Annotated in this window: 20 protein-coding genes; 18 read left to right on the top strand and 2 right to left on the bottom strand. The window is 43.2% G+C overall.

What is annotated here, in order from left to right; all coding sequences use genetic code 11:
• Positions 1-8: 8 nt before the first annotated feature.
• Positions 9-1,529, top strand: coding sequence for an aldehyde dehydrogenase family protein (locus R7P36_RS14355; RefSeq protein WP_005377169.1), 1,521 nt, complete (start codon positions 9-11; stop codon positions 1,527-1,529).
• Positions 1,530-1,655: 126 nt separating this feature from the next.
• Here R7P36_RS14355 and exsE2 read toward each other — a convergent pair whose 3' ends face one another.
• Positions 1,656-1,961: a T3SS regulon translocated regulator ExsE2 gene (gene exsE2 / locus R7P36_RS14350; RefSeq protein ID WP_017821350.1), complete on the bottom strand. Its 306-nt coding sequence runs from the start codon at positions 1,959-1,961 to the stop codon at positions 1,656-1,658.
• A gap of 8 nt (positions 1,962-1,969) precedes the next feature.
• Entirely contained in the window at positions 1,970-2,416 is a 447-nt protein-coding gene (exsC, locus tag R7P36_RS14345) for a type III secretion system regulatory chaperone ExsC (protein WP_005377174.1), read from the bottom strand.
• Between the two features lie 388 nt (positions 2,417-2,804).
• Between exsC and R7P36_RS14340 the strand changes: the two genes are divergently transcribed.
• The 17 genes from R7P36_RS14340 (at position 2,805) to R7P36_RS14260 (ending at position 15,748) form a co-directional block, all read left to right on the top strand.
• Positions 2,805-3,218, top strand: coding sequence for a YscW family type III secretion system pilotin (locus R7P36_RS14340; RefSeq protein WP_213899512.1), 414 nt, complete (start codon positions 2,805-2,807; stop codon positions 3,216-3,218).
• Positions 3,219-3,827: 609 nt separating this feature from the next.
• Positions 3,828-4,688, top strand: a complete 861-nt coding sequence (locus tag R7P36_RS14335) for an AraC family transcriptional regulator (RefSeq protein WP_005377191.1) — start codon at positions 3,828-3,830, stop codon at positions 4,686-4,688.
• 148 nt (positions 4,689-4,836) lie between these two features.
• On the top strand, positions 4,837-5,817 hold the full coding sequence (locus R7P36_RS14330; RefSeq protein ID WP_005377193.1) for a T3SS regulon anti-activator ExsD domain-containing protein: 981 nt from the start codon (positions 4,837-4,839) through the stop codon (positions 5,815-5,817).
• A 12-nt stretch (positions 5,818-5,829) separates the two neighbouring features.
• Entirely contained in the window at positions 5,830-6,258 is a 429-nt protein-coding gene (locus tag R7P36_RS14325) for a YscB family type III secretion system chaperone (RefSeq protein WP_085569994.1), read from the top strand.
• Positions 6,255-8,129 carry a type III secretion system outer membrane ring subunit SctC gene (gene sctC / locus R7P36_RS14320; RefSeq protein ID WP_250154981.1) on the top strand — a complete coding sequence of 625 codons (1,875 nt, stop codon included), beginning with the start codon at positions 6,255-6,257 and terminating at the stop codon, positions 8,127-8,129. The genes R7P36_RS14325 and sctC overlap by 4 nt, the downstream gene beginning before the upstream one ends.
• Positions 8,130-8,134: 5 nt before the next feature.
• A complete protein-coding gene (gene sctD / locus R7P36_RS14315; protein WP_132937104.1) occupies positions 8,135-9,436 on the top strand; it encodes a type III secretion system inner membrane ring subunit SctD in 1,302 nt (433 codons plus the stop codon).
• Complete coding sequence (locus R7P36_RS14310; protein WP_005377198.1) at positions 9,423-9,626, top strand: EscE/YscE/SsaE family type III secretion system needle protein co-chaperone; 204 nt, start codon at positions 9,423-9,425, stop codon at positions 9,624-9,626. Before sctD ends, R7P36_RS14310 begins: the two co-directional genes overlap by 14 nt.
• Positions 9,627-9,644: 18 nt before the next feature.
• Complete coding sequence (sctF, locus tag R7P36_RS14305; protein WP_005377199.1) at positions 9,645-9,893, top strand: type III secretion system needle filament subunit SctF; 249 nt, start codon at positions 9,645-9,647, stop codon at positions 9,891-9,893.
• A 3-nt stretch (positions 9,894-9,896) separates the two neighbouring features.
• Positions 9,897-10,256: a YscG family type III secretion system chaperone gene (locus R7P36_RS14300; protein ID WP_005377200.1), complete on the top strand. Its 360-nt coding sequence runs from the start codon at positions 9,897-9,899 to the stop codon at positions 10,254-10,256.
• Complete coding sequence (locus R7P36_RS14295) at positions 10,253-10,888, top strand: YopR family T3SS polymerization control protein (RefSeq protein WP_025768115.1); 636 nt, start codon at positions 10,253-10,255, stop codon at positions 10,886-10,888. The genes R7P36_RS14300 and R7P36_RS14295 overlap by 4 nt, the downstream gene beginning before the upstream one ends.
• A gap of 8 nt (positions 10,889-10,896) precedes the next feature.
• On the top strand, positions 10,897-11,241 hold the full coding sequence (gene sctI, locus R7P36_RS14290; protein ID WP_005387149.1) for a type III secretion system inner rod subunit SctI: 345 nt from the start codon (positions 10,897-10,899) through the stop codon (positions 11,239-11,241).
• On the top strand, positions 11,241-11,987 hold the full coding sequence (gene sctJ / locus R7P36_RS14285; protein WP_086012989.1) for a type III secretion system inner membrane ring lipoprotein SctJ: 747 nt from the start codon (positions 11,241-11,243) through the stop codon (positions 11,985-11,987). The genes sctI and sctJ overlap by 1 nt, the downstream gene beginning before the upstream one ends.
• Positions 11,980-12,645, top strand: a complete 666-nt coding sequence (gene vscK, locus R7P36_RS14280) for a SctK family type III secretion system sorting platform protein VscK (protein ID WP_115386029.1) — start codon at positions 11,980-11,982, stop codon at positions 12,643-12,645. Before sctJ ends, vscK begins: the two co-directional genes overlap by 8 nt.
• On the top strand, positions 12,624-13,262 hold the full coding sequence (locus R7P36_RS14275; RefSeq protein WP_005387146.1) for an HrpE/YscL family type III secretion apparatus protein: 639 nt from the start codon (positions 12,624-12,626) through the stop codon (positions 13,260-13,262). The genes vscK and R7P36_RS14275 overlap by 22 nt, the downstream gene beginning before the upstream one ends.
• 185 nt (positions 13,263-13,447) lie before the next feature.
• Entirely contained in the window at positions 13,448-13,879 is a 432-nt protein-coding gene (locus tag R7P36_RS14270) for a type III secretion system chaperone (RefSeq protein ID WP_042523798.1), read from the top strand.
• Positions 13,880-13,882: 3 nt separating this feature from the next.
• Positions 13,883-15,046: a VopS family T3SS effector adenosine monophosphate-protein transferase gene (locus tag R7P36_RS14265; protein WP_206970890.1), complete on the top strand. Its 1,164-nt coding sequence runs from the start codon at positions 13,883-13,885 to the stop codon at positions 15,044-15,046.
• Positions 15,047-15,301: 255 nt separating this feature from the next.
• On the top strand, positions 15,302-15,748 hold the full coding sequence (locus tag R7P36_RS14260; RefSeq protein ID WP_025768119.1) for a type III secretion system chaperone: 447 nt from the start codon (positions 15,302-15,304) through the stop codon (positions 15,746-15,748).
• Positions 15,749-15,755: the final 7 nt, after the last annotated feature.

The following is a 15,755-nucleotide window of genomic DNA, read 5'->3' as shown; positions in this document are numbered from 1 at the left end:
GAAGAGTTATGATCTATGCACAGCCAGGTAGTGAAAATGCCATTGTTAACTTTAAATCGCATTACGATAACTTTATCGGTGGGGAATGGGTAAAACCAACGGGTGGTGAGTACTTTGACAATATCTCACCAATCAACGGACAAGCGTATTGTAAAGTTGCTCGCTCTGGCGAGGAAGATATTAATTTAGCACTGGATGCCGCGCACAACATCAGAGCAAAATGGGCCAAAACCAGCGTGACAGAACGTTCGAACATCTTGCTGAAAATTGCTGACCGTATTGAGCAGCATCTAGAAGAGCTTGCTGTTGCAGAAACTTGGGAAAACGGCAAACCAGTTCGCGAAACCTTGGCGGCAGATTTACCTTTAGTAGTGGATCACTTCCGTTACTTCGCTGGCTGTATTCGCGCACAAGAAGGCAGTGCGGCAGAACTGGATGAGCACACCGCAAGCTACCACTTCCCAGAACCGATTGGTGTGGTTGGTCAAATTATTCCGTGGAACTTCCCAATGTTGATGGCGGCTTGGAAACTAGCACCGGCACTAGCGGCGGGTTGCTGTGTGGTATTGAAGCCAGCAGAGCAAACCCCAACATCCATTCTGGTTCTGATGGAAAAAATCGGTGACCTTCTTCCTCCTGGTGTCATCAACGTTGTAAACGGATATGGTTCTGAAGCGGGTCAAGCATTAGCAACCAGCAACCGCATTGCGAAACTCGCGTTTACCGGGTCTACGCAAGTTGGCAACCACATTCTGAAATGTGCAGCAGACAACTTGATCCCATCGACAGTTGAGTTAGGTGGTAAATCTCCAAACATCTACTTCTCAGATATCTTCGATTACGAAGATGAGTATCTTGATAAGTGTATCGAAGGTACGTTACTTGGTTTCTTCAACCAAGGTGAAGTTTGTACTTGTCCATCTCGCGTACTGGTTCATGAAGCGATTTATGACAAGTTTGTAGAGAAACTGACGGAACGTGCACAGCTGATTAAACAAGGTAATCCGCTCGATACCGATACTCAAGTTGGTGCTCAGGCTTCTCAAGAACAGTTTGATAAGATTTTAAGTTACCTGGAAATCGGCCGTGAAGAAGGCGCAAAAGTGGTCTTTGGTGGTGGAGTGTCAGAACAGCCAGAGTCTATCAACCAGGGGTACTACATTCAGCCAACCATGTTGGAAGGCCACAACAAGATGCGAATCTTCCAAGAAGAAATCTTTGGCCCAGTGATCGCTATCACCAAATTCAAAGATGAGGCTGAAGCGTTGGAAATCGCAAACGACACTGAATATGGCTTAGGCGCAGGTGTTTGGACACGTGATGCGAACGTTGCATATCGTATGGGCCGTAATATTGAAGCTGGCCGGATCTGGATTAACTGTTACCACGCTTACCCTGCACACGCAGCGTTCGGTGGTTACAAAAAATCGGGTATCGGGCGCGAAACGCACAAGATGATGCTGGATCACTACCAGAACACGAAGAACTTGCTGATTAGCTACAGCATCGACCCGTTAGGCTTCTTCTAGTGAAACTAAGTAATTAATAAAGAAAAAGCAGTATGAATCAAAACCCCGAATCTTCGGGGTTTTTTATTAGCGTGAGCTTGTCGGCTGAAGGTTAACTTAGATGTTTAACCTGCTTATATTGTGATATCAGGAACGTTGAATTATCGCCACTTTTCGTTCCATAAGCTTTTCTACGGCGGCGTTTTGCTTGTCAATGTTGAGTTGCGGATCAAAGTCCAAAACGCGATTGCAAGATTCGAGACTGGCAAATTGATTTAAACATTCACCAAGCTCTCTTTTAGAGCTTGTTCGCATCAGACTGCTTTCTGATGAGGAGAGTAGGGTGACTTTACGGCCATGAAACGTTCCTTGCGGCACTGCATCACTTTGCTGCGCTTGTTGAACGTCATGAACCGATGAATTGGTGTATGTGGATTGGATGTCATTGGACATAAAGACACCTAAACTCTCAAGTCTAAAGTTTGTGGCATCGGTGGTGCCTCATCAATAGTTACATGAGAAGACAATAACGCTTCCCACGACTCGCTGTGCGTCAGCAATTCTGCTAAAGCTGTTTCAAAATATTCGTAATCCAGTCGCCTAATGTTAATGAGTCGGTTTAAACATAGGACGTGTCGGTGGTTATCTAAACTAAAAAATAACTGGTGCTCAGGCCAGTGATAATTAAAGGCCAAAAAAGAACGATAAAGATCGGAATTTACAATTTGAAGGCCAACAATCTCAGCTTCGAGCTGCAGAGTTGTCGATTCAGGATGAAAGATGATATGCACCCTTAGATTATCATCAAAGGCTAAGCTTACTTCATTTTCCGTTAGATGCAGTGCAGGCAAGCCTATTTGATGAGCAAACTTTAGCAAAATCTCATCGATAGTTTGGCGTGCTGACATAGGAATAGTCCCTTTTGAAATTTTATCAAGGAAAATATTAGATGTATCTCTTCATGTTTATCAATATTAGTCGGTTGTTATTATATTTTGGCTTTTAAATGTGTTGAGAGAAATAGAAAGGCAAAAGTAAATGTGTTCAGATGCATATCTCAATGGAAATGAGATATATGAATATCATTTTTCTCTAATAAACTTCAATTAAGGAAGGAATGAAAGTGAGCAGAAACTGCTTTTGAAATTACAGTCCATGTTAACTACGTGTTGTTGAAAAATGCGATTTATTGTCCGCTTGTAGTATAAATATAAGTTGATCTTTTATATTTTTACATAAAGAATTGTGTGAATTTCAAATGAGCTAGATTATATAAAATAAGTTTATGGGGTCATAATGAACAATTCTATATGGGCTGGTTTTATTGGGTTATTCATACTGAGTGGGTGCAGTCAGACTGTGTCCGTTAATGGGGTGGATGGCTTTGATACACAGAGTCAGGCATCAGTCTATGGTTGGGTTTCTGTCGACGGCTACTTTCCACCTTCGATTACTTCTCTTGAAGTGGAAATATGTAAAATTATTGATAATCAATGTCTTAAATCGGCATCTCAGAGCTACCAAGGCGTTCAGTTGCCTGTGCAGTATTCGTTTTTAATTGCACCAATTCAAGCTGGTGAAGGAAAAATGAAGATTATTGGAAAGCTTTATTCAAACGGTGAGCTCGTTGCGGAAAAAGAAAAGAACTATTTATTTTTAGAGGGAAATAAACAAGAAAACTTGATTCTTGTTCCAAAAATAAACAGATAAAATTTTAAGTACTACATTTTTATTAGAATTTTCTAATTTATAAAAATAAAGACTATATCTTTCCTTTTGTGAAAGATTTGTTGTCTTTTATAAACATTAATTACATGACTTTGAAGTCATCGGGTCAGTTGTTTTTTAGACTCATACTTGTTGCAAAAACAGTATTTTTTATGATTATATCTCGCTCCTTGAACACGTTGGCTTGGCGTTTTAGGCTATAAAACATACATTTTTATGATTTTGGAAATTTAATTTTGTTCTCGAAACGATGCCGAAATCTATTTAATTGTATTCTAATGTATAACAAAACAACCAAACTTAAATAACCAAATGATATTTAAGTTTTGGCTAATGATAAACGCTATCTGATAAAAATAATAAAGACGGACAGCAGAAATTTACTAAGTCAAACTTTTACCTTTAGGTAAAGGTAATGCTTGGGTTATTCGCTAATTATTCGGGGGGTATGGTAAGTGATAGAACTTCTATGCTCTTTTCTTTGCTTCTTTAATTCATACAGCAGTACTTAGAAATAACAACAATCAAAGTAGTGCTTTGAAAGTTTCTCAACATTTGCACTGAGAAACTCAAAATAATGAAGGGTAGAAAATGGATGTGTCAGGCCAACTAAACTCAGAAAGGGTCGACTCGAGTTCACGAAAAATTCGTAGTTTTTCCTGCTATGAAAAATCTGACGAAGTATTTCACTCAGACCAGTCTCACATTGTTGTCGTTCACAATGGTCAGCTTCGAGTTCAAACAGGTGATTGCACAATCGATGTTGCTGCAGAAAATGGGGTATTTCTATCCCAAGGGGATTACTTGTTAGAGTACTCTCCGCTAGATGGGGCATACAAAGCGTCGATCATTGCCTACGACAATGAACTCGTTAGTCAGTTGCTGCAAAAACACAGTGATCTTTTGATGATGCTGCCTAAGGTAGACAAAGTTTGTTCTGGTTTGTTTACTTTTGGTTTGAACATACTCGTTGAACAAGTGCTTTCTAGCATGCAGACGCTTGAGCAACAAGCGTACCCTGATGCCATTATGTGCCTAAAATACGAAGAACTACTCATTCTCTTGCTACACAGCAAAGGAGGAGAATCACTGTATGCGTTGCTGTCACAACAAACAAACCGTACGTCGGAACGGTTACGTCGATTTATGGAACAGCATTACTTAAAAGAATGGAAGTTGACAGACTACGCGCAGGAGTTTGGTGCCAGCTTAACCACTTTTAAAGAGCTTTTTAATGAGCACTATGGCATTTCTCCAAGAGCTTGGATCAGTGAGCGTCGACTACTGCATGCTCATAAACTGCTGTTGACGAGCAAGATGAGCATCGTAGATGTGGCGATGGAGGCAGGGTTTTCCAGCCAGTCTTACTTTACGCAGAGTTACCGTCGTCGTTTTGGAACGACCCCAAGCCGCGTACGTTCGGGAGACGATCAAGTGGCTATCGCGAAATGAAATGACTTGGGACTAAAATTTTCTGACTAATTTTGAAAGTCACTCACCAGTGTAAATTCTATTATGTATCGTGTAACAACGAACGATTAAAAATTATTACATCTCTTTCTTTCTGGATTGTTCGAAAGGGGTGCGGAGACGAACATAAATGAAAAAGCAGCATTGGCGACGCCGTTCGCTTTTTCCAGACAGCATAGTGACACAGCGGAAAGTGACTGTTTTACAAAGAGGAGCTCGTTATGAAAGCGCCTCGAAACCTACGCAGGATCTCAATGTTGTGCACGTCAATCACCGACAATTGTTGAGTGAAGGCGTCATAAATTATGAGCAGTTATCTTTACTTCAACGCTTGTTGGATAGAAATGTCGTCGATAGCCTATGCGCTAGCCAGTTAGTTAAAACGTATCAAAAACTTGGTGCTTCGATAGACCGGTTTGCCATGCGTTTATTTTTGGAAATTGGATCGCAGCTCAGTGATAGCAGCACAATCACAACGTTCGAACAAAGGCTGGACTACATCAACTCTCGTCTGGGCTTTCGCTTTAATTTGGCTGTCCCAAAAACGTTGATGCTTTGTTTCCATTTATCACTCAACGAGTGGATTAACCGACAAGTCGATCAAAGTGCTCTTCATGCTTCGATTAAAGTTGAACAACTTATCAATCAACTCGATATTCAGAAGGAATATTGGTCGAAGCTATCAGGGGAAGACACCAGTGCCGTCTTTGTTCAACAGCAACTCGATCTTATTAAGAGCCAGCAGCATCAACTTAAAAAGCAACTTGGGACGTTAAGCGAACAACAGTTGCAAGTGATTGAATGTCATCGTTTGTTAATTGAGAAGTGGCAACCGTCTTTAGACGAGCTGAAAGGGTTCGCGGAGTACACCTCTACAACCGAACAATTTATTTCTGAGTGGAAAAATTGGTGTTCGGAAGTGCGACTTGAAGCCCCTGAGCTGAACGAAGTTTGGGATGCATGCGATGTGGTTTACAACGACCAAAATGCGGTTGCGAAAGTATGGCAATGGTTCAAGAACATGCAAACTGTTGGTGATATCGATCACTACTATTTTGATACTCAAAGTGGTCAGTGCGGCCAGGCTTGCAATCACCTCAGCCAGATCTAAATAGGGCGTTAAATGTTAGATAAGATGATGAAATCTTTAGCGGAAGCGCTAAAGGTAGGGGATTTTATTGCCTCAGAAAATGGTTCTTACAACATCGAGGTTGACCAGTTATCACTGACCATCAAGCAACGTGCGTCATGGATTTTATGGGAAGCGACGTTACCCTTCCAGTTTAAAGAGCATCTAGATTATCAACAAGAACAAGCGTTACAACGTTGCATGCAGCTCTCATTAAAAACCATTCGTGAGGATGGCGGCGTACTGACAACCAATGATGATCAGCAATTGATTTTGCAAAGTAAAGTACGGGTTGAGGACTGTTCGGTGGAACGGTTCTCTGCTTTGCTTTCTAAGCACGTCAATCTATGTGAGCGTTACATTGCATTATTGGAACAAGAACGCGTGAATCACACAATCAACCATACAGTGTGGTTACCATGATGCTAAAAATCTTTCCCAACATTAGGCGTGCTGCAACAAAGGCATTGTTATGCGCAGTGAGTGTTGTTCCTTTGGGATACGCGCAAGCAACAGACTTACACTGGCCCGAACAATCGTTCCGCTACTATGCAGATAATGACTCATTAAAAGAGTTGTTGAATAACTTCGGTGCAAATTATCGTGTCTCGGTTTCTGTTAGTGACAAAGTCAACGATCGAGTGAATGGGCGTTTTACCCCTGAAGATCCGGCGGAATTCCTCGATTACTTATCGCAAGTGTACAACTTGATGTGGTATTTCGATGGAGCCGTCTTACATGTCTATAAGGCGACAGAAACTCGCTCACGTTTACTTCAATTGGAATTACTTACGGCTAGAGAGCTACGCAGTACGTTAATTTCCACCGGCGTTTGGGATTCTCGTTATGGTTGGAGAGCTGCTGAGAGCAAAGGGTTAGTCTATCTTGCTGGTCCTCCACGTTATGTCGACTTAGTGGTACAAACGGCGGAGGCATTGGAAACGCGCTTGCTGCAGAAATCGAATTCAACCGACGAATTATTCGTTGAGATAATTCCTTTGAAGTACGCTTCTGCAACGGATAGAGAAATTGCATATCGAGATCAGACAATTACGGTCCCTGGCATCGCATCGGTGTTAAAACGGGTCGTGTCTGGTGTTCAAACGCAAGTGGCGAGTGCGTCTAGCAAAGAAGTTACCAGTCCAGATAAGCCTGTAAAAAGTAATAAAACCGCCTCAGTTCATGGTGGCGCAACAGTTGAAGCAGAGCCGGGCCTTAATGCGATTATCGTTCGTGATACTCAAGCACGATTACCGCTCTATCGTAAACTGGTCGCGCAATTAGACCAGCCGCAATCAAGAATTGAAGTCGCGCTATCGATTGTCGATATCAGTGCCAACGATTTAAGTCAGTTAGGAGTGGATTGGCGAGCGGGAGTGTCTGTCGGAAACAACCGCATTGTCGATATCAAAACAACAGGTGATGTGAATTCGGGGGATGTGACGCTCGGCAGTGGACAGAACTTTAAGTCCTTGCTTGATTCAACCAACCTAAATTACTTGCTGGCTCAAATTCGTTTATTGGAATCCAAAGGCAGTGCTCAAGTGGTTTCAAGGCCAACATTGTTAACTCAGGAAAATGTCGAAGCGGTACTGAACAACAGCAGCACGTTTTACGTCAAGCTGGTTGGTAAAGAAACCGCAGCGCTGGAAGAGGTCACGTATGGCACGTTACTGAGAATTGTCCCACGTATCGTTGGTGATAGATTTGCTGCACGACCTGAAATTAACCTGAGCCTTCATCTCGAAGACGGTGCAAAGATCGCTGATGGTGGTGTCGATGATCTTCCTTCCGTTCGTAAAACTGAAATCAGCACCTTAGCGACGGTTAAACAAGGGCAAAGCTTACTTATCGGTGGTGTGTACCGAGATGAAGTGAGCCATCAGTTACGTAAAGTGCCATTGCTAGGAGACATCCCATATTTAGGCGCGCTGTTTAGAAGTAATACCAATACTAAGCGCCGCACAGTACGAATGTTTATTTTAGAACCTCGAATTGTTGTGGATGGTATTGGCGATAGTGTGTTGATTGGCAACGAATATGACTTGCGACCAAGTATAGGCAGGCTTAACAACATCTCCAACAATAGCGCTGAATTTAAATCGGTAGTGGAAGTATATAGCTGCACATCGAGGGTTCAGGCCGAGCGCTATCAACAAGACTTATTGTCACAGAAAAAGTCGTCTCAATTAACGCAGTGCCAATTACCAACAGGGCAAAAGGGTTGGCGGGTGAAAGTATTGGAATGTGATGACTCACAAAGTGAGTGTGTGCGCCCTTCAGAGGAGTCTTAACCGCGATGCAGCAATGGAAAATTCGTATTTTATCAGGCGTGCATACCGGAGTAGAAGTCACCTTACCTGAAGGTGTTCTCGTGCTTGGCAGTGACGACTTTATTGCTGATCTTGTACTGTCTGATGCTGGGGTCGAAGCGAACCATTTCACCCTCGTTTGCCATCAAGACTCGGTCATTTTACGAGGCTGCGAAGAGGCAAATATTAACAGTGAAGACATCGCTGTTGCAGGTGATGGTATCGAGTTGTCACGCCATGCTGTTGTCTCGGTCGGCGTTGTGAAGTTCGCTCTGGGATACGCGGAAGATGCGTTAATTGTGAGTAACGTCAGCGACGAATCTAGCCAACAGAATACACCTGTGGTTGCTGTGCAACGCTCTAGCTGGAAAAAAACAACGCTCATCGCTTTGCTCTGTAGTTTTGTCCCGAGTGTCATTTTTGCCGGTATGTGGTACAGCCAAGCTAACGGAAACAACAATGAAATTGTTACAGAAGCAGAACCCATTGTTTTGGTACGTAACATCTTAGGCGAGCTCAAACTTAGCGACGTTCGTGTGGAATGGAATGCCGCCGCACGCCAAGCAGTCTTAGAGGGCTATGTTGAAGACCGAACACAGAAACTCGATCTGCTTGGTCGAATTGATGTATTGGGCATCAATTACAAAAGTGACTTAAGAACGATGGAAGAAATCCGTCGCGGGGTTCGATTTATTTTGCGCAACCTCGGCTATCACCAAGTGAAAGTCGAAAATGGCGATGAGACCGGAACACTGCTGCTGACGGGCTATATCGATGATGCAAGCCGCTGGAACCAAGTTGAACAAATCTTGGAGCGAGACGTGCCGGGTCTTATTGCGTGGAAGGTTGAACTGCAGCGAGCGGGTGCCTACATGGATACGCTAAAAGCGTTATTGACGGATGCGGAGTTACTGAAAAAAGTCCAGTTGGTCACCAGCGGTGATCGCATCGAAGTTCGTGGTGAGCTTGATGATATCGAAACGACTCGATTTTACGGTGTGACCCGAGACTTCCGGGAACAATATGGTGAGAAACCGTACTTAGTTTTGAAATCCATACCTAAGGTGAGTAAAGGCACCAATATCGATTTCCCGTTTCGTAGCGTTAACTTTGGCCAGGTTCCATATGTGATTCTGACCGATAACGTTCGCTATATGGTCGGTGCAAGAACGCCTCAGGGCTACCGAATATCCAGTGTTACACCTGCTGGTATTGAGTTGGTTAAAGGCGGGCGGGTGATAACAATAGAACTCGGATATGAAGGCGAGACGAACAATGACAAATCTTGAACAAATTTTAAATAACGACACAAACGGTGCGGAAGTGCACAAGATTAAGAGCAAGCTCTTAGAAGCACAAGCGGTGGTGAAACGTCAGTTGGATTTAGGGTGCTCACCACAGCAGTACCAATTGCTACTCAAACAGTATGAAGCTTACACAGCCGCCCATGCGGTCGTTGAATCATACGAAGCTAACTAAAAAATACGAGGAAGTCTTATGTCATTTTACGATGCTAGTAACAGTGTAAACCTTGATGATGTTAAAGCTAAGTTAGAACAACAAGCGAAAGATGCCAACACAGAAGTGACGGCAGCCATCAAGAACCTAGAAACCAATGCCGATGATCCATCAAAGCTTGCCGAGCTTCAGCACGCGATCAACAAATGGTCTGTTGTTTACAATATCAATGCGACCACCACTCGTGCGATTAAAGATGTGATGCAGTCGATTCTCCAGAAGGTGTAAAGCATGGAACGAGAAACGCGCCAACTGCTGGCTGAAATCGCGCTGATGGCAACAGGTATGCATCGTCATCAAGAAGCCAACACGATTGCAGATGGCCTTGAAGCAAGCTCAGGTTCTGAAGAGACCGTTGCGATGATTCGTGCAATGAGCCTCATGAATAAAGGCTTGTATGAAGAGGCTCATCAATTACTCGAACCACTTTGTAATGCCTATCCAGATCTGATCAGCTTAGCGGCTCTTGCTTCTGCCAAAGCCGGTTTACTGAGCAAAGCGGAAAGCTGGGTAGAACTTGCGTCACAAGGAAGCGAAGAAAGCCAAGCATTTGCTGCGAGCTTTTCTCAGGACATTAGGAATCTTGGATGATCATTGATTCAAGCAACCTAAGTCTTCAACACCAATCTTTGCGTCAGTCGGAGTCGCGCCATTATGAGCGGAGCGATGAAGACAAGATGAAAGCACTCATGGAGCGAAGTGACAAGCAAGAGCAAGTTTCACATGTTTCTCCAAAAGAGACGCTAGAGAAAACAGAAGCCAAACTGGCGGAGATTAAAGCGTGGTACGAATCATTAAAAGACGCAGAGGTTGTCAGTAAACAAAGTGTCTTATCATCGTTAAATGAAGCGTTCTCCGACCCTCAAGTTAAACGAGAGGCAATGTGGTACGCCTTTCATGAGGCGAAGAGTGCAAAAGGCAACGAGCAGCCACAATCTGATTTGTTAAAGGTGTTGAAGCAGGAGTTACTAGGGAATTTTTCGGGACAGCTTATTGCCGAACCACCTGCTGATAAAACAGCACTAAAAGCAATGCTAGCGCAGCATTTTCCACTGGGTGCCCAGAAAGAACAAGCCTTATGGCATTGCTGGGCAGAGTTGAAGTCGTTACCTGATATGGCATCAACACTGGACATGGTTCGTGATGAACTTAGCTTCATGATCCAAAAAAATGCGATGGTGAAAAACATCATGACTCACAGTCACAAGTTAGATTTATCTTAGGAGTACATATGATAAACACGCAGTACACCGAGGTGATGCAAACCAACATTGATAAGTTGCAGGATGCGCAAGTCGAAGACGGTTTAAGCGAACGTTTTGAGCAAGCCATGTCGGTTCCCGAGGCAAGTAATGGCCTGGAGGGAGGTTTGCTAGAAAACATCAGCGAGTTGAAAAACACTATCGATAACGCGAAAAGTAACCTGCAAGACAACATGAAGATGGTGGGTGATGATCCGGCGCAATTACTGCAAATGCAGTGGGCGCTGACACGCATTACTTTTCAAGAAGAGCTGATCGCGAAAACCGTGGGTAAAACCACACAAAACGTAGAAACCTTATTGAAGGCACAATAGTGATGATGAATAAAATGAGAGCAGTTTTCATCATGCTCACGTTGTTTCTGGTAGGTTGTCAGACCGAGCTATACACCAACGTTACTCAGAAAGAGGGTAATGAGATGTTGTCGATCTTACTATCCGAAGGTGTCGTTGCAACAAAAGAACCTGACAAAGACAACACCGTCAAGTTAATGGTAGACAGTTCTCAAATCGCCTTCGCGGTAGACGCGCTAAAGCGAAAAGGCTATCCAAGAGAGCAGTTTTCTACACTGAAAGAGGTGTTTCCTAAAGACGATTTGATCTCGTCACCATTAGCAGAACGAGCACGTTTGGTATACGCGAAATCTCAAGAGCTCTCCTCAACCTTATCTCAGATTGATGGCGTGCTAGTGGCACGTGTTCATGTTGTTTTGGAAGATCAAGATCTGCGTCCAGGAGAGCGTCCAACTCCAGCTTCTGCCTCCGTATTTATTAAACACGCGGCAGATATTGCGCTTGATTCATATGTTCCGCAGATCAAATTATTAGTGAACAACAGTATTGAGGGGTTGAACTACGATCGAATCAGCGTAGTGATGGTACCCTCATCAGAGGTTCGAGTTGCTACTCAAAACAATCAATTTAAAAGCATTTTGTCGGTTCAGGTCACCAAAGAGACGGCGAATAATCTTATCGCCATTTTGGTGTTCTTGGTAGCGGCACTCATCGGCTCGAATATCGCTACTTTTACATGGTGTCGTAGGAACACGAAGCGTGGTTAAACCAGAAACACCACTCGCGCAGGTACAACACCAGTTTAACTATGCGCCTTGCCAGTACATCCATAGAAGTTGGATAGAGCAAAAGCAGCCTTGGTTACTAAATATCGAAGGCTGGAGAGATAACCCCATGTTCAACCAATGGTGTATCAATGAGTGGGCGTTATCTCCCGTTCCTGAGATGGCTTTTAACAGACCTTGTCATAGTTTGGCATTGCTCCCGACAGACGCGTTGAATCAACTCGTATTGATGGTGGGTGGAGCTTTGCATTGCGTTGCGATGCGAAGCGTTGTCTTAAAACATCCTAAACAGGTTCTGAACAACGTATTTGGTTTGGAAGGCGCTCGGTTCTTAATTCAAAACGGGCCGATGCTGTTATCCAGCTGGCCGCAAGGCTGGCAGCGTTCGTTACCAGAACTATTGGATGAAAGGTCTGTTGAAGCAAGCATGAGGGCGCTGGGATATTTTTGGATGAGGTTTATTTTGATTAACTCACCAGAAGATGTTGTTCTTCGTTGGCAATTCAAATTAGAAAAGCAACTTAGCGAAAACGCGGAAACAGCTAACTGGTTGGAAGCGGATCAACGAGATCTGGCGTATCGACTCACAAAAAAAATCGCAAAACAGGTTATTCCTCAATGGTTTCATTTGTTGAAATAAAAACAGACAATTTGCAGCTGGCACCTGGCTTAAAGGTGCTGAAAGCGAAAGATTATGCCAGTTATCTGGATTCGCAACACTTAGTTGAAGCCGCGAACTCCAAAGCTGAAAGCATCATTGCTAATGCCCAACAAGCCTACGAAACCGAAAAACAACGTGGTTATCAAGATGGCCTTGCACAAGCCAAGATTGAAAATGCGCAAACGATGGTTGAAACCTTAGCACGTTGTAATGACTACTATCAGCAAGTCGAAGAAAAAATGACAGGTGTGGTGTTAGAAGCAGTACGTAAGATCATCGATACCTTCGATGATGTCGATACCACGGTGAGTGTAGTTCGAGAAGCGTTGCAACTGGTGAGTAACCAAAAGCAGGTCATTTTACATGTCCACCCAGAGCAGGTTGTTGAGGTGAGAGAAAAGGTGGCTGGTGTATTAAGTGATTTCCCTGAAGTCGGTTATGTTGACGTGGTAGCAGATGCGCGCTTGAAAAATGGAGGCTGCATTTTGGAAACAGAAGTTGGGATCATCGACGCCAGTATTGATGGACAGCTGCATGCATTAAAGCAAGCCATGGTGAAGCAGCTCAGCGAGCGTAAAATTACGATTCATGAATAAACCTCAAAAACTCAGCACTTGCTGAGTTTTTTCATTTTAATGCCTTTAAACAAAAAAAATCCGACCATTTCTAAAATATTCACTGCCATAAATCCTTAAGAATACACCTAAGAAAGCTGCTTAGTTGATAAGTGTTGCAACTAAGCAGCGCCTCTAAAACAACAAAAATAGGATTATTTAGTCGAATGGCTAATGGATTTATAACTTCTTTACTGACAGATTTTGCCAGCCGCTGCCAATTGGAGCCGTTGGTTTTTGATGAGGATGATTGTTGCCATCTACTCGTTGAGCAAAACACAGCAATCACAATTCGTGCACAAGAAGATCGTGTGACGCTTATCGGGCTGATTTCAGGTGATAAACCGAGTGCTGATATTTTGCATCAACATATGAAAGATGCCTTAACGCAAGGCTCTCCAGCGGTATGCTGGGAGGAAGAGACCGGATATATCGGTTTCATACACCTGCCTCAGCAACTGCTAACTGCATCTTTTTTCGATGAGTCATTTGCGAATTTCATCGAGTGGTTAAAAAGTGCGAATACACAAGAAGTAACCAATAAAACAACCGAAGTACCGGAAACGAATACCACTCATTTTTCCACATTAAGGGTTTAAAACATGATCAGTTTTGGAAGTGTTAGCGCGTTGCAGGCCGCCATGCCGCAAGCTCGTAACGAGATACTTAACGAAGGTAAGCTGAGTATTGGTGGCAAAGAATACCAAATCAACGCAGCGACCCAAGAATTTACTCGCGCCAATCCTACGAATGGTGCAGTAGCGCGATTTTTTGAAGCGACAGGAAAACTGTTTCGCGAAGGTAGCCCACAATCGGTAGCGAAAGCCCTTACAAAAGCCGTATTTGATAATGAGCAAGGACAAGCTCAGCGTTTACAAGCTGCTTCTTCTGTTGAGCATGGACAAATGTTCTTCAAGGATGGAAGCATAAAAACCGCATCAGATGTCTTAAATGCCTTTGCGAAGTTAGACAGTAAATCAGTTCAGTCGAACTCTGCTGAGCTAAACCAGTTAGCAGAGCGAGCGATGACAGAGGCAATGTTAGAAACCGATTCTGGTAAAAACCTCACATCACTGATTGGCGAAAGTGCAGCGAAGTCGCTTGCTGGACGTGTAGTAAAAGACTACGGCGGTGGTGTATCTGCAGCGCAGAAAAACCCGGCAGGTAGCATTAATCAAATGCAAGCGGTGTTTGATATGGAGGTGATGCATCTTAAATCGGCGCAACGTCATATCGAAGGTCTAGCAAGCACCGATCTAAGCCAAGGTGTATACGCTGAAGGACTGGCGGAGGATGCGTTTAACAAAAGTGGCGTAACCAATAATGTTGAAAGAGCTGCGGCGTGGATCATTAATGCTTCTAACTCTAAAGGAAACGATGCCGAAAATATTACGTCTTTACTGAAAGAATACGCGTCTAATGGTAAAGACTTATTGAATATGGAAAACCTAAAAGAGCTACACGCTCGATTGGTGCCTAATGTTGAGCGTGATTACCGAGGGCCAAATATTTCGGGTGGCACTTTGCCGTCAAGTATTGGCGGTGAGGGCATGTTAAAGCAGCACATTGAAGGCTTTTTGAAAGAGAACCCTGTAGAAGATAAAGACTTAGGTAAACATTTGTTCGCCGGAGTTATCGGGTACCATGGCTTTACCGATGGAAATGGTCGCATGGGGCGCATGCTATACGCGATAGCAGAACTTCGTAACGACTCGTTCAATCCTTTAGTTATGGATGCAGAAAATAGCCTTCACGGTATTAAGTGATTTTCTACTTCTATTTAATTTTTGGAGCGGCGATTGCCGCTCTTTTATTTTCCAGCTTAACCTTAATTTTTCTTCTCAATAAAACGGCTAATAGCAATAAAAATGAGACGTTGAAATAAAGTGTCGGTTTCTATCTCGCCATAAAATCTCTTTTATCCTTATTCGCTTATTTAAATGAGCCGTTATACCCAAGTGGCTTCGCTGAAATAAATATATCGATGTCACTTAGTTATAATAAATTAGACAGGACACAACATGGATACAGGAAAGATTAATATGCTTCTCTCTGAGCTAGGAGAAGTGCTGAACCTTGAGCGCGTGACAGCGTATGACGATCAAATGTGGTCACTGCATTTTGCTGAAAACAACAGTGTCGATGTTCTGCTCGTAGAGGAAAAAGGCGAGTTATTGATTTCCAAAAACCTGCTTATAGAACAAGATGATATTACGCTAGATAAACTTCAAGTTTTACTTGAATACAACTTTTTGTATCGAGAAACAGGTGGTGTGCAGTTTTGTGTGAATCCAACACGCAAAGACGTTGTTCTTCAAGTTGCTATCGCGACTGGAAGTGAACTCACCAACATTGCTAACTTAATCATTCAGTTGAACGAATTAGTTGATACTTGGGGACAGTTATTTCAAAACAACACGGTTGTAGATTTTAGCCAAACAGACGTACACGCATTTATTCAAGTTTAAGGCATCA

The sequence above is a fragment of the Vibrio sp. 397 genome (genome assembly GCF_033339395.1).
GTDB lineage: Bacteria > Pseudomonadota > Gammaproteobacteria > Enterobacterales > Vibrionaceae > Vibrio > Vibrio alginolyticus.
The sequence above is the reverse complement of the archived record's forward strand: the minus strand, read 5'-3'. Positions and strand labels throughout refer to the sequence as shown.

What these genes read in the sequence shown, in the direction of transcription:
- R7P36_RS14270 (WP_042523798.1), top strand. Translation starts at nt 13,448, where the DNA reads ATGGCTAATGGATTTATAACTTCTTTACTGACAGATTTTGCCAGCCGC.
- exsE2 (WP_017821350.1), bottom strand. Translation starts at nt 1,961, where the DNA reads ATGTCCAATGACATCCAATCCACATACACCAATTCATCGGTTCATGAC.
- sctI (WP_005387149.1), top strand. Translation starts at nt 10,897, where the DNA reads ATGATAAACACGCAGTACACCGAGGTGATGCAAACCAACATTGATAAG.
- R7P36_RS14340 (WP_213899512.1), top strand. Translation starts at nt 2,805, where the DNA reads ATGAACAATTCTATATGGGCTGGTTTTATTGGGTTATTCATACTGAGT.
- R7P36_RS14295 (WP_025768115.1), top strand. Translation starts at nt 10,253, where the DNA reads ATGATCATTGATTCAAGCAACCTAAGTCTTCAACACCAATCTTTGCGT.
- R7P36_RS14310 (WP_005377198.1), top strand. Translation starts at nt 9,423, where the DNA reads ATGACAAATCTTGAACAAATTTTAAATAACGACACAAACGGTGCGGAA.
- R7P36_RS14355 (WP_005377169.1), top strand. Translation starts at nt 9, where the DNA reads ATGATCTATGCACAGCCAGGTAGTGAAAATGCCATTGTTAACTTTAAA.
- exsC (WP_005377174.1), bottom strand. Translation starts at nt 2,416, where the DNA reads ATGTCAGCACGCCAAACTATCGATGAGATTTTGCTAAAGTTTGCTCAT.
- sctC (WP_250154981.1), top strand. Translation starts at nt 6,255, where the DNA reads ATGATGCTAAAAATCTTTCCCAACATTAGGCGTGCTGCAACAAAGGCA.
- R7P36_RS14330 (WP_005377193.1), top strand. Translation starts at nt 4,837, where the DNA reads ATGAAAAAGCAGCATTGGCGACGCCGTTCGCTTTTTCCAGACAGCATA.
- R7P36_RS14275 (WP_005387146.1), top strand. Translation starts at nt 12,624, where the DNA reads ATGGTTTCATTTGTTGAAATAAAAACAGACAATTTGCAGCTGGCACCT.
- R7P36_RS14325 (WP_085569994.1), top strand. Translation starts at nt 5,830, where the DNA reads ATGTTAGATAAGATGATGAAATCTTTAGCGGAAGCGCTAAAGGTAGGG.
- R7P36_RS14265 (WP_206970890.1), top strand. Translation starts at nt 13,883, where the DNA reads ATGATCAGTTTTGGAAGTGTTAGCGCGTTGCAGGCCGCCATGCCGCAA.
- R7P36_RS14335 (WP_005377191.1), top strand. Translation starts at nt 3,828, where the DNA reads ATGGATGTGTCAGGCCAACTAAACTCAGAAAGGGTCGACTCGAGTTCA.
- R7P36_RS14260 (WP_025768119.1), top strand. Translation starts at nt 15,302, where the DNA reads ATGGATACAGGAAAGATTAATATGCTTCTCTCTGAGCTAGGAGAAGTG.
- sctD (WP_132937104.1), top strand. Translation starts at nt 8,135, where the DNA reads ATGCAGCAATGGAAAATTCGTATTTTATCAGGCGTGCATACCGGAGTA.
- sctF (WP_005377199.1), top strand. Translation starts at nt 9,645, where the DNA reads ATGTCATTTTACGATGCTAGTAACAGTGTAAACCTTGATGATGTTAAA.
- R7P36_RS14300 (WP_005377200.1), top strand. Translation starts at nt 9,897, where the DNA reads ATGGAACGAGAAACGCGCCAACTGCTGGCTGAAATCGCGCTGATGGCA.